The 13,911-nt window shown below is 42.2% G+C and carries 6 protein-coding genes; all 6 read right to left on the bottom strand.

Annotated elements, in window-relative coordinates; all coding sequences use genetic code 11:
• Nucleotides 1-16: 16 nt before the first annotated feature.
• A complete protein-coding gene (locus QUD05_RS30885) occupies nt 17-2,083 on the bottom strand; it encodes a prolyl oligopeptidase family serine peptidase (protein ID WP_289799378.1) in 2,067 nt (688 codons plus the stop codon).
• A gap of 339 nt (nt 2,084-2,422) precedes the next feature.
• Nucleotides 2,423-8,119 (bottom strand): hybrid sensor histidine kinase/response regulator, encoded by a 5,697-nt coding sequence (locus QUD05_RS30880; protein WP_289799377.1) that lies wholly within the window; start codon nt 8,117-8,119, stop codon nt 2,423-2,425.
• Nucleotides 8,120-8,308: 189 nt separating this feature from the next.
• On the bottom strand, nt 8,309-11,266 hold the full coding sequence (locus QUD05_RS30875) for a methyl-accepting chemotaxis protein (protein WP_502911421.1): 2,958 nt from the start codon (nt 11,264-11,266) through the stop codon (nt 8,309-8,311).
• Nucleotides 11,263-11,793, bottom strand: coding sequence for a chemotaxis protein CheW (locus QUD05_RS30870; protein ID WP_289799376.1), 531 nt, complete (start codon nt 11,791-11,793; stop codon nt 11,263-11,265). Before QUD05_RS30870 ends, QUD05_RS30875 begins: the two co-directional genes overlap by 4 nt.
• A 13-nt stretch (nt 11,794-11,806) precedes the next feature.
• A complete protein-coding gene (locus tag QUD05_RS30865) occupies nt 11,807-12,172 on the bottom strand; it encodes a response regulator transcription factor (protein WP_069073698.1) in 366 nt (121 codons plus the stop codon).
• Between the two features lie 261 nt (nt 12,173-12,433).
• Nucleotides 12,434-13,612 carry a response regulator gene (locus QUD05_RS30860; RefSeq protein ID WP_289799375.1) on the bottom strand — a complete coding sequence of 393 codons (1,179 nt, stop codon included), beginning with the start codon at nt 13,610-13,612 and terminating at the stop codon, nt 12,434-12,436.
• Nucleotides 13,613-13,911: the final 299 nt, after the last annotated feature.

The raw sequence follows: 13,911 nt of genomic DNA, 5'->3' as shown, positions 1-13,911 counted from the left end.
CCACCCGACAAAGTTGCTAAACTTCAACATCCAAAACACGTACCAAAAAAGCCCATTTGTCTGCGGCTTCTTCGATAATTTTAGCCGTGGGTTTACCCGCACCATGTCCGGCTTTCGTCTCAATTCTAATTAGGGTTGGCGCCTCACCTGTGTGAGCCTCTTGCAAAGCAGCGGCAAATTTGAAACTATGAGCAGGGACAACGCGATCGTCATGGTCGGCTGTGGTAATTAAGGTTGCTGGGTAAGCTGTATTTGGTTTGATTTTATGTAATGGCGAATAAGCATACAGTACTGAAAACTCTTCTGGATTATCCGCAGAACCATATTCAGAAGTCCAAGCCCAACCGATGGTAAATTTGTGGAACCGCAACATATCCATGACGCCGACGGCGGGTATTGCTGCACCAAACAAATCGGGACGTTGCGTTATACAAGCACCCACTAATAAACCGCCGTTACTACCACCTGCGATCGCTAGCTTTTCAGTTTTAGTATACTTATTAGCAATCAACCACTCAGCAGCGCCAATAAAGTCATCAAAGACATTCTGCTTTTTATCCTTCATTCCTGCTTGATGCCATTCTTCGCCGTATTCTCCACCGCCGCGGATATTAGGCATCGCATAGACACCACCCATCTCCATCCACACCAATAGACTCACAGAAAAACCGGGTGTCATTGAAGCATTAAAACCACCATAAGCATAGAGATAAGTAGGGTTATTTCCATCTAATTTAATACCCTTTTTGTGTGTAATAAATATTGGGACTCTAGTACCATCTTTGCTGTGATAAAAGACTTGTTTTGTCTCATAATCATCAGGATTAAAATCGACCACTGGTTGACGGAAAATCTCACTTTTTCCTGTCACCATGTCGTAGCGATAAATAGTGCCTGGTATGGTAAAACTGGTAAAACTATAAAAAGTTTCAGTATCATAACGCTTGCCCCCAAAGCCTCCGGCTGAACCGAGTCCTGGTAGTTCTACCTCTCGAATAAATGCACCTTTGAGGTCAAAAATTTTGATTTGGCTGTGAGCATCTTTGAGGTAATCAGCAACAAATTGGTTATTAAGTATGCCAACACTCTCCAACGTTTCTGCTGATTGAGGAATAATTTCTTGCCAATTTTCCTTAGCAGGTTTTTTCGTATCAATCGCAATAACTCTTCCCCGAGGTGCATTTAAATCTGTGCGAAAATAAAACACGCTATCATCATTGTCGATAAAGCTGTAATCTGCCTCAAATTGTTTAATTAGTTCTACAACTTCTGTATTATGGTTAGTTAAATCTTTGGAAAAAACCAAATTTTTAGAGTCCGTACCTAGCCAAATGGAAATTATTAGATAGCGTCCATCTTCAGTAACGCCACCACTAAACCCCCATTCTTTTTGGTCAGGACGATGGTAAATTAGTACGTCTTCTGATTGAGGTTTACCCAGTTGATGATAGTAGAGCTTCTGATAATAGTTGACATCTTCTAATCGAGTTTTTTCATTCGGTTCATCGTAGCGACTGTAGAAAAAACCTTGATGATCGTGTGTCCAAGATGCGCCAGAGAATTTAATCCACTTCAGGTGGTCTTGGAGGTCTTCACCAGTTTCAACATTGCGTACTTTCCACTCTTGCCAATCAGAACCAGAGGAGGATAGACCATAAGCTAAAAGTTTACCATCCTCGCTAATTGACAATCCTGAAAGAGCAACAGTGCCATCTTCTGAGAGTTTATTGGGATCGAGTAAAACTTGGGGTTGGTCATCGAGAGTTTTCAAAGTGTAAAGGACACTTTGATTTTGCAATCCGTCATTTTTGAAATAAAAGTAACGTTCGCCTTCTTTAAAAGGAATACCATATTTTTCATAATCCCAAAGTTTGGTGAGGCGCTGTTTAATTTTTTCCCTAGCAGGAATTTCACTCAGGTAGCCAAAAGTAACTTGATTTTGTGCCTCAATCCAAGTTCTTGTTTCTTCAGAGTCAGGATCTTCTAACCAACGGTAAGGATCTGCAACTGAAGTACCGTGGTAATTATCAGCTTGATTGCTCTTATGGCTGGTTGGGTAAGTGAGATTTTCAGAAGAAGGCATAGCTCTTAGGTCAAAGTACTTCTTTACATACTACAAAGATAGACCCAAGACTTGGGGCAATACTACTCGGTTTTTGGATTTTGAACTCAGAATTGGGTTTGGGGAAAAGGTTAAAGGGGAAAGGTTAAAGGTTTTTTCTTTGCCCTTTTCCCCAAAACCCGACAAGTATTGAGACTTGGGGTATACACTCTAATTCTCAAAAAGAAAGCCCCGGCTTCTGACGGGGCAATACGTGCTATTTTTGATTATAGAACAATTGTACTATTAAAAACTAGTATCAGCTTTAATCGAGGTAAAAGCGTGTAGAGTTTTCCCTAAAATCGAAGTCTTTTGGTTGATTTAGTTAACGAGTTTCTCTCCTTTGAGCATTCGCGCTGCGGCTTCAAGTAGAGCTTCTTCGAGATAGGGCTTGGTAAAGTAGCCACTAGCACCGAGTTGAGCGGCAATTTGTCTGTGCTTGTCTGCACCGCGCGAGGTGAGCATTGCGATCGGTAAGTGGTTAAGGTTAGAGTCTTTCTGGATGCGAGAGAGCAATTCCAGACCGTCGCAACGGGGCATTTCGATATCGCAAAAGACGATATCGCAAGGCAGACCAGAGCGGAGTTTATCCCAAGCCTCCTGACCGTCACGCGCCTGTTCTACGCGATAACCTGCTTTGTTAAATGTCAGGGATAGCAATTCTCGGACTGTGATTGAGTCATCGACAATCAGCACTGTCGGGTCAATCTTTGCAGGAGAGGTATCAGGAGGAGTAAGTTTCTGTTGCCAAGAATTGCCACCAGCTTGTGTAGAAATCCGTCCCTGGAAGATGTCAATTATTTCTAGCACGTCAGCAATGGGCATAATCCGACCATCACCCAGAACTGTAGCACCAGCTACACCAATGGGTTTAGGTGCTGGCCCTTCAAATTGCTTAATTACAATTTCTTGTTCGCTTAACACCAAGTCGATCTGTAGAGCAATCAGGGTATTTGCCGATCGCACCACAACCACAGAAACCATGTCATCATCTCTGGTGCCGCCATAGACATTACCGCGACTGATTTGGCGATTGAAGGTTAAAAGTTCCTTCAGGGGTCGGAATGGTAGCACCGTATCGCGCCAGGAAATAAATGATTGCCCATTGGCATCATGCTGAATATTTTTGACTGGGATATCTAGCGTATCTTCTACACCGTCCATTGGGAAGGCGATCCTGGAGCGATCGGAGACGCAGCAGAGAGCTTTACAAATACTCAGAGTCAGTGGTAAACGAATAGTAAAGGTGGTTCCCTTACCGATCGCAGAATCGGTGTTAACTGTTCCCCGAATTTCGCTAATTTCGGAGCGCACCACGTCCATACCCACGCCACGACCAGAAATTTCATCGGCTTGGTCTTTAATCGTAAAACCAGACTGGAACAGTAGATCGTAGACTTCCAGACGAGACATGGCTTTTGCCTGCGCTTCTGTAATCATGCCAATCTTCACAGCCTTAGCCTTAACCTTTGCGGAATCGATACCTGCGCCATCATCGCCTACAGATATGATCGTTTGGTTGCCTTGGTGGAAGGCACGGATAGTAATGATTCCCGCAGGTGGTTTACCAACAGCTTGTCTTTCTTCTGGTGTCTCAATACCATGAGCGATCGCATTATTCAACATGTGAGTCAACGGATCGGTCAGATGATCCAAAATCATCTTGTCGATTAAGGTATCGCCACCTTCAATCACCAACTCTACCTGTTTGCCGCACTTGATAGCGTTGTCGCGGACTCCTCGCCGCCAGCGATCGATAGTTTGAGCAAAGGGAACCATTCGCGCTCTAGTTAATCCCTCTTGTAGCTGGGTGGTTACTTGGCGGAACTGCCTAGCGACTCGTTCGGTTTCTTCGGTAACAAAATCAATGTCACTAGCCGACTCACGCACTCGGACAATGCGTTCAATCATCTGCTGTGAGAGTGTGTGGAAGGGAGTAAAACGATCCATTTCTAGTTCGCTAAAACCCCGATCGGCATTGGAATCAGGGGCTTGGAAGCCGTCGGGGTCTTTCTTTTTGCGTCCAGCTAATAGAGACGCTTCCAGTAGCGATCGCTCATACAACTCCTGCATCCTTGCACCTACATCTGAGAGTTGTTGTACCTGAATCAGCAAGTTATCTAATGACTGTCGTAGCCGTTCATGATCCTGCTCTAAGGTATTGCGATTTACCACCAACTCCCCAACTAAATTACTCATATCGTCCAGTTGCTTAACTGGAACCTTCATAGTTTCTTCAAATCTCGCAGCCCTACGACTAGAGGGACGGGTAGCTTGGCTGGTGTTCGATTTTACTACAGTAGAATGGGATATTGTTTGATTCGCTTCTGCCAGCAATTTCTCTAAGTCACCAAATTCATCTTTGATGGCTGGTGATGGAATAGCATTTTTAGCTGAGACTGGTTGAGTGTTGAAAGGCTGGCGTTGGCGGTAGACATCGTTGTTATTATCTGTACTTAGTAAGTCTTCCAGGGCAGCAAAATCTACTTCTGGTATCTTCTTAACTTTGGGGATGGGTGCTACTTCCTCTCCTAATAATGCTGCCAAGTCTGCAAATTCATCTTCTTGAGCAACAATCTCAGCGGTTTCTGTAAACAATAAATTATTTTCAACAACTGTGTTTTCTGTTAATTCAAAGGTAGTTTCTAAATTATTAGTTTCCTCGGTCTCTAAAACTTCTGGGCTTGTCTGGGCTGAATCTGAATTGTCCTCAAAACTGATAGTTTCTGATAGTTTATCCACAGTATTCTCTGTGGTTTCCATCTGAATATAGGTCAAGTCATTTGTAACTACATCCTCAGAGTCGAATAAATCACCTAGCTGTGCTTGTAATGATGCTGAATCTGAAGTTTCCTCAAAACTGACGGTTTCTGATAGTTCATCCACAGTATTCTCTGTGGTTTCCATCTGAATATAGGTCAAGTCATTTATGGCTAAATCTTCAAACAGCAGTTGTGAATTTTCATCGAAAGAGCCGAACAAATCACTTGGTTGTGCTTCAGATGATGCTGAATCTGAAGTTTCCCCAAAACTGATAGTTTCTGATAGTTCATCCACAGTATTCTCTGTGGTGTCCATCTGAATATAGGTCAAGTCATTTGTAGCGACATCTTCAGAGTTGAACAAATCATTTGGCTGTGCTTCGGGTGATGCTGAATCTGAAGTTTCCCCAAAACTGATAGTTTCTGATAGTTCATCCACAGTATTCTCTGTGGTGTCCATCTGAATATAGGTCAAGTCATTTGTAGCGACATCTTCAGAGTTGAACAAATCACTTGGCTGTGCTTCGGGTGATGCTGAATCTGAAGTTTCCCCAAAACTGATAGTTTCTGATAGTTCATCCACAGTATTCTCTGTGGTGTCCATCTGAATATAGGTCAAGTCATTTGTAGCGACATCTTCAGAGTTGAACAAATCACTTGGCTGTGCTTCGGGTGATGCTGAATCTGAAGTTTCCCCAAAACTGATGGTTTCTGATAGTTCATCCACAGTATTCTCTGTGGTTTCCATCTGAATATAGGTCAAGTCATTTGGAGCAGCATCTTCAAACAGCAGTTGCAGATTCTCATCGAAAGAGCCTAATGAATTAACTTCCAGATCAACAGCAGATATCTCTGGGGTCTGATTAGCAAATTCTGGAACAAAATCTAAAGATTCTGGTTGTTGCGGTCTGAGAATTTCTTCCCCAGAATGCTGCGCAAACAAAGACGTTTCAGGCGTGGAGGTATCGTTGATTACAGGAGAAATAGTTGAGCTACTTGATGTTAATTCATCAAATAAATTCTCTCCAGAATCTGATGATATTAAATCTAGCTGTTCTTGATGCTGGAAATTAATATCAAAATCTTCTTCTATATCAAAACTGGCTATAGGAGAAGATATGGATTGCTGATTATCAGCAAAAATGTCATCAACCCCCGCAGTAAACAAACTTTCATCTAACGCCCTTTCCACATTCTGATCAATTAAGGAATCGAATTCGTCCTTTTCCTCTGTGGTTTCCTGGTTCCAGAAGTTGCTCAGATCATTTTCTGATTGAGAAAACTCAGGTTCTGTTACTGGAGGTGTATCAAATAAATCACTGATTTCTGGTTCACTTGTCGATAGTTGTGGCTGTTCTTCCATTTCAGCAAACAAGTTGTTCAAAGACAAGTCTGTTGGCTGGGATAATTCTATGTAGTCACTGGGGGTAATTTCTTCTACCCAATTTGCATTTTTAGTTTCTAAGAATAAGTTATCAAAATTATTTTCTTGGTTAGTAGATAGTTCCACACTGGTGAACGGCTCAGTTTCTGGTTGAGTGACATTGCTGGTTGGCAATAGTTCATCATCATCTAACCCCAGTGTTAAGAAATCTTCGACCACACTATTTTCGACAATTTCGCTAGTAGTCTGGTTTGTATCACTAGAAATATCAATAAATTCTTGTAAAATTTCGGAAGGAGATGAGTCTAAATTTATATCAAATTCGTTAATATCGCTCAACTCTAAAGGTGTAGCAGATGTTTGTTGATTTTTCGGTTCTGAATTATCTTTTTCTAAGAAATGGTCGCCAAATAACAGAGATAAATCTTCTGTTGTAGCTGTGCTTGTTGGGTGTAGCGCGTTGCTTATATCTTCATTAAAGGAGAGTAAGTCAGATAAATCGTTATGAGCCTCTTCAGCCTCAGTGCTGCTCAAATCAATTCCAAAGTCATCGTTAGTAACAATATCTAAGGTTTCTTCTTGATGCCAGCTTTCATCTAGTTCGGGAGTCTCACCGTCAAATAAATCGGCAAGGGTATTTAACTCAGCTATTCCTACCTCTGGGCCATTAGGATCGAGATTGTTACTGATTGGGTGTGCTTCGTCATGTGTCGTGAAAGTAAGACTAGTGTTTCTACCTTCATTTAGTGGTGTTCCTTGTAAGTGAAGGGAGGGGTGTTCGTCAGAGACATTGGCGTAGCTATGTTCTTCAGTTGTCTGGGCTGACGCCTTGATGTCACCAGATAAAATTGACTCTGATTCTGTCAAAACCGGAGATTGTTCATCAAATAAATCAGGGGTAATTTCTAATAACTCAATTTCGGCAAAGCTTAAAAGTGCTTCTAGTTGCTGACTAATTGCAATTTCGGCTTCTCTACCTTGCAGAACTAATTCTTGAGCTTGTTTGATTTCGGTAATGACAATTTTAGCTAAAGTCAGATAACTATTTTCAGGATTTGCGATCGCACTGGCTGCTGCTTGACACAAACCACACCATTTGGGTAAATTCCAAGTTTCACCAAGTTTGACTAACTGGTGACAGCATTGCTGGAGGTTTTGCCGAGTTGAAGGTGTTGTAGTTTGCTTAAATAATTGCAACATTTCCCGCAGTGTTTGCAGCACTTGGGCTTGAAACTCGCTCCAGTTATTATTTTCTTTAGCTGTGACTGGCGTAGCGAGTCCGCGAGTGTCTAGCGCCTGGGGTGCTACCGAGTCTGGAGATTCCTGATGGGTGTATTCTGCCAGATCGGGAATATCTCGCCGCATGAAAATTTCTGTAAGTGTGGAGACATTCTCTATAGAGGTTGTGAGTTCTGTTGCGTCAGAACTACTGGCTACTCCACTCTTTGCTTGTTCTACAAGTAGTTCCAGATGCTGATACAGCCATTGAAAAACTGGCTCAGTTTCTGACATCAAAGTATTAGCTGCATCTTCAGAAAGACCATAAGGCCCACTCAAATGCTCTAAAAGCGATTTTAGGGTATCAGAGACACCAAGAAATAAAGACTCTAACTTTTGGTCAATCTGAACCGGATTATCTTTGAGAATTTTGAAACAATCTTCCAGACGGTGGGAGGTATGCTGGATGCTAGTCAATCCAAGCATCGCCGCTCCTCCTTTGATGGAGTGAGCCGCCCGGAAGACTTCACTGATCATTTCCGGGTCGTTTAAAGTGCCCTCTAAATTCAGCAAGCCCTGCTCAATGGTATTCAGGTGATCCCTGGCTTCTTCGATAAAGTAACCCAAAATCCGCTGTTGTTGTTCCGGCAGCATAGCAAAAGTTATGAGTTATGAGTTATGAGTTATGAGTTATGAATTATGAGTTATGAGTTATGAGTTATGAGTTGTGATTTTTATTTCTAACTCCTTACCCCTTACTCCTAACTTTTTTCCAAGTTACGAGTTGTGAGATGTGAGTTGTGATTTTTATTTCTAACTCCTCACTCCTAACTCCTAACTTTTTTACCTGGTTTCCATAGTTTCCACTCGGAAACGTTCAACGGAGGCGATCAAGTCACGGGATACACCTACTAAGTGTTGTAGGGCACCTGAAACTCGCTGTGCTTCTTGGGAAGTTTCTTGGGCGGTCAGTTCTACTGATTGCATTACATGAGCAACGGCGCGTGAGGTTTCCGTTTGTTCCACAGTATCGCTGGTAATGGAGCGCACAAGAATATCGATGCGATTCGCCACTTGAATAATGTTTTCGAGCGATCGCTTGGCATCTTCTGCCAATTTTGTCCCTTTAATTACTTGTTGTGTGCCCTCTTCCATCGCGGTCATTACAGAACCTGTTTCGCTTTGGATTTGCATCACAATTTGTTCAATTTCCTTCAGGGATTTAGCAGATTTATCTGCTAGCTGGCGCACTTCATCTGCTACGATCGCAAACCCGCGTCCGGCTTCTCCGGCTCTTGCCGCCTCAATACTAGCATTGAGTGCTAACAAGTTTGTTCTCGAAGCAATCTGAGAAATCAACGCCACAATTTTAGAAATTTCTTGCGAAGATTCCGCCAACCGCTTCACTTTGCGAGTGGTTTCAGCAACGGTTTCTCGAATTTCTAAAATCCCTGCTACGGTATTTTCTACTGCTTCGCCACCTTTGAGAGCGATCGTACTAGCATCACGAGCAACGGTTTCAGCTTCCCGCGCCGCCTCTGCTACCCGCTGAATCGAGTCGGTCATCACCTGTACAGAATTCAACGTTACTGCCAACTCTTCTGCTTGCCGCAAAGCATCACTAGATAAAGCTCTCGCAAAGGTTTCAGAGTTGGTTGCACCTTTTGTTACATCTTTCGCCGCCACTTTTACCTGTTGAACGATATCCCGCAAGTTTTGAATTGTCAGGTTAAAGGCGTCAGCTACAGCTCCCAGTACGTCAGCTGTCACTTCCGCTTGGACTGTTAAATCGCCTCTAGCAGCTCCTTCCACATCATCCAAGAGGCGGATCACCTGACGTTGCAGGTTTTCTTTGGCTTCCTCTTGTTCATCGGCTTTGCGTTGGGCTTCACTTGTGGTTGTGAAAATTACCCGCGCCATTTCATTAAAGCCAGTGGATAAATGCCCCAATTCATCTTCGGAATATACTGTAGCTTGAGCATTCAGATTTCCTTGACGTACAGCCTCAAACTGAGCTTGGAGGTCATCAGTTGTGCGCCGAATTTGTTTCAGCGCCAGATTCCCCATGAAACCTGCGGTAGCAAAACCTGCAATCCCAGCGGCTAGTGACATTGCCCAACCTGTGTTTCTTACTGATTCTCGTTGTTGGGGTGGCGAAAATGTGGTCGCGACAAAACTAACTGTGGCTACAACTAGCGCTGAAACAATGCCCACACTTCCAGCAATTAGCCATTGTTTTCGTTCGATGGAGGCATTTTCTAATGGTGCTAACCATCCTTGCTCGATGCTGACGTTGGGTTCTAGTTTTGAGATATCTGTTTGGCTAAAGACTGGAACGGCTTCATGGGAACCAGTCATTGAGAACAGTTCCTCTTCGCGATCGGCTGAATTACTTGCAAAAGCCTCTGCTACGTGCGGGCGTCCAGTATCACTAGTTTCTGATGGAGCAGAATGCATTGCGACATTACCGAAGTTAGAATCTCCTTCGATCAGGTCAAACCCTGGAATATTGCCTAAATCATCAAATTCCTCAAAGTCATCTAAAAACTCGATATTGCTCTTAGAATTTTCTCCATTTAGTATATTACTTGAGTCTTCATAAGAGTTTAAACTCTCTGAGCCAAAGGCAGACTCAAATGCTTCCATATCAAAATTTTCATCGTCATCGAAGCTATTTTTTCCGATGAATTCACCTGATTTAAACTGCTTTTCCTTTTGAGGCAAATTACTATTAAAAGATGATTTACTATCAGGTAAATTCGGCTGAAATGCTGATTCCAATTCTACTTGTTTTGGTGTTAACCAACTATGGGATTCGGTTTCAGACAAGTTATTTTGGCTGCCGTTTTCCAAGTTATTTGTTGTTGGCGAATCATTTCTTAGTTCTTCTGAAACAATCAGTAAAGTTTCGTCTCCAAAACTAGATTTTTTATATTCTAAATTTCCCATAGCCTGATCTGGAGACTTTGGCTCACTCAACAAATCAGAGAAATTATTCTCGTTATTACCAGTTTGTGAGTTAGAGTATGAAGAGTTATTATTGTCAATAGTTGAATCTCCGTAAGGAGAATTTATCCCATTATCTGAGAATTGACTATTTGCTAATGATTCTTCGGAAATATCTTCTGAGATACTTTCCTGCCAAAAAGCAGGCAACTCTAATTCTGTGTTCTCCTCCCAGTTTTTATTTGACTCTTGTTCTTGTGACTCTTCATTCATGGCAAAAGGGTCATCACCAAAAGCTATAGAAGAATCTGAGATTTTTTCTGTTCCAATACTATCTTCTGTGGGCAGATCGAATGGACTTTTTGAAGATGTATCTTCAACGCCATTCATACTTTCTTGATGCTCTCCAAAAAAGTTCAAATCAAGGTTGTCGCTGTCAAACTCCTGATTAGCGCTTAAATCTTCTAATTCTGATTCCCTATATGCCAGTGGATCGGATATCTCTGAAGAGTTTATTTCCTCTTGACTTTCTAATGGATCGATCTGCCCACTAAATGACTCTAAATATTGATTGATATTGTCAATTCCATTCTTGGCAAAACCAATAATTTCTCGATCGTTAGTCAAGCCTAACACCTGTTGATATTCTTCTTTTGCTACATCATAGTGCTGTAAAACATAGTAGATGTGACCCCTCAACAAATGAGTATTAGGGTCATCTGGTAAATTTTGCACCACTTGGTCAACTAAAGTGGCCGCAACCTCATAATTTCTTTGAACATAGGCGGTCATCGCCTGTTGATATGTTGGCTCGTAATTATCAATACTTGCTGCCATTTCCTCCTCCAATTTCATCCTGCCCACCTAGCACTTCGTACAATTGCCATTTGATCGAGCAGTCGTAGACACTGATTGCTTTTAGCACCTAATGACCACTCTCCACGTAAAAAGGGAGCCATCGTATCAGGAACACTAGTTGGTGGCATGAGATTCTGGACATCCAGCCAATCCATACCACCGATTTCCTCTACTGCTAAACCCACTATTGTGTCTTGCTCTTCAATGGCAATCACCGAAATTTCAGCTCTATCCGTGTTTAATGCACCTGCTTCCCCCAGAAATTGACCCAAGTCAGCCACCCAAATAACTCGACCTCGTAAATTTAGAGTACCCAAAAGTAAAGGAGAAGCATTAGGAATCGGGGTGATTCTATCAGGACTTAGTTCAATTACCTCTCGGATGCCAGTTGCTTGTAGTGCAAACTCCTGATGCGAGGGAATGTAAAACCTCAAATGTAACTCACCTTCAGGACTTTCTACTTGTAATTCTGGTCGAAAGTGGTCTTGACCGCCGCCACTTAAAAAGTCCGGTTTGCTGACCATGTTGTTTTTATCCTTATCCTCGCAGCAGTTGTTTGACTGTACCTACCAACTCGGTTGGTTGAAACGGTTTGGCTATGTAAGCATCTGCACCCTGCTTCATGCCCCAATAGCGATCGAATTCTTCGCCTTTGGAAGAACACATAACCACTGGGACATTTTGGGTTTTTGGATCGGATTTTAACCGCCGACAAACTTCGTAGCCGTTCATTCGGGGCATGACAATATCTAATACCACTAAATCTGGAGGTGCTATTTGAATTGCCTCTAATGCTTCTAATCCATCACTAGCATGGGTAACTGTTAGGCCAGTTGCTTTCAGGAGGTCTGTAATCATCTCCCTTTGCGCTATACTGTCTTCCACAATCAGAACTGTGCTCATAAGTGTCTATTTACCTCCTGATTTAGACGTTCCTAATTGGAACATTCCCTGATTCCTCCGCAAGTATTAACTGTATAAATTAATTTTATGTCTTCACTATTTTCCCGTAGATTGACGTTTCACTCAGTTAACTGACTCTGTGATAACATCTTTTAACTCATCTTTTAGTAGATCAACAAATCTTTGATCTCTTTATATGCCCCATAGACAACGGAGACGAAGAAGATGAGGGAGAAGTAATCAATGCCCCATGTCCAATTTTCATTGGTTGTTGATATATTTTTCTATGAGCATCAGTAACTCTGTGTCTGTAAACGGTTTTGTTAAATAATCTGTTGCCCCGACCATCCTAGCTTTGACTCTATCCATAAACCCATCTTTCCCAGTCAGCATGATAATCGGTGTGAGCCGAAATGCTGTTGAATGTCGCAGCATGGCACAAACCTCGTATCCTTCCAATTCCGACATAGCAATGTCGCATAGAATTAAATCTGGTTTGAGTTGAAAAACCAGACTCAGTGCTTCTAAGGGATTGGTGAGAGCGATCGCTTCATAACCTTGTGGTTGTAGGATGGAATTTATAGTCTCACCGATGGCGATCGCATCGTCAATACATACTATCCGCCCCATTGGTTTTTCTTTCAATTCCCAGCTATCCGTGTGTGTACTTGGGTAATTAGTCTCGGAATATACTAGTTGTAGCCAACTTTGTTGCACATAAGGATATATTGCCTTAGCAACTGTCAAAATGTCTCGGTTGAGATGGCGAGCTAGTTGTCGCAAGGATGTTTTACCATCAGCCCAATGTTGTAGCTTATTCACGGTTGCTTCTGGTAAAGAAGATTGTAGCTGAACTTTGTCAGATAGCACTGGCAATTGTTCTGGAGACTGAATGTGTGGATAGAGTTGCTTCCACTGTTGCAGCTGCTTGGTGATTTTTGTCACCAATGGAGCAATCTCATAAGTGTTTAATTGCGGGGCAAGTGCTGCACCCTGATGGAAAATGAAGTTACCTTGGCGTAAACTCAGCAGGTCAAAGAGGGTTTCATGCACCAAACCGTAAATGATACTACCAGCTATCTTTGGGTTAATGATATTCCGTTCCAAAAGTGACCAAAGATAGGCATACTCTGGCGCGTCGGTTGGTGGTAGGGTAGCAATTTGTTTGTCGGTGAGTCGCATTTCAACTCGATAATGACGTAAATAATCGCTAATTCTGGATAAACTACTCTCGCCTTCTTGGCAATAGATAATTTGACCATTAAGGAAAAAAACGAACCAAGACTGTTGTTTAGGGCGATAAATATTTGCTCCATCTCCACCCAGTTTGTTGTTATGGTGAGAGCTATAAGCTTCTACCCATAGTTGCCCAGTTCGCTGTCCCAATTCAATCAATTGCAGGATACTGCAAATATCAATTTCATTTAAATTTCCCTGCATTTAACTAAAAAGTACTCCTAAGTATTGCTGAATTCTGAATCGTGAATTATGACTTATTCTTTAAATATTGATTATGGAGTATTGAAAAGATTTTTACTCTATTCTGATTGTCATAGGGAATACATTAAGCTATAAACCTTCATCTTTCGTAATACACTTTGACAAAGCTAGTGTTAACACGGAAGTCATCATCACTGTCATCAGTACAAAATATAAAGGCGCGACCAGATCGCTTCTATAAGTATCAAGACGTAACATCTTGCGTCTATAGTTTTGTCTGTCTTGTTCTTCTAAACCCT

The organism is Nostoc sp. GT001 (assembly GCF_030382115.1).
Taxonomy (GTDB): Bacteria; Cyanobacteriota; Cyanobacteriia; order Cyanobacteriales; family Nostocaceae; genus Nostoc.
This window is presented reverse-complemented; position numbering and strand designations above follow the sequence as displayed.

Excerpts from the sequence above, each read along its gene's own strand:
- QUD05_RS30885 (WP_289799378.1), bottom strand. The coding sequence starts at position 2,083 with ATGCCTTCTTCTGAAAATCTCACTTACCCAACCAGCCATAAGAGCAAT.
- QUD05_RS30880 (WP_289799377.1), bottom strand. The coding sequence starts at position 8,119 with ATGCTGCCGGAACAACAACAGCGGATTTTGGGTTACTTTATCGAAGAA.
- QUD05_RS30875 (WP_502911421.1), bottom strand. The coding sequence starts at position 11,266 with ATGAAATTGGAGGAGGAAATGGCAGCAAGTATTGATAATTACGAGCCA.
- QUD05_RS30870 (WP_289799376.1), bottom strand. The coding sequence starts at position 11,793 with ATGGTCAGCAAACCGGACTTTTTAAGTGGCGGCGGTCAAGACCACTTT.
- QUD05_RS30865 (WP_069073698.1), bottom strand. The coding sequence starts at position 12,172 with ATGAGCACAGTTCTGATTGTGGAAGACAGTATAGCGCAAAGGGAGATG.
- QUD05_RS30860 (WP_289799375.1), bottom strand. The coding sequence starts at position 13,612 with ATGCAGGGAAATTTAAATGAAATTGATATTTGCAGTATCCTGCAATTG.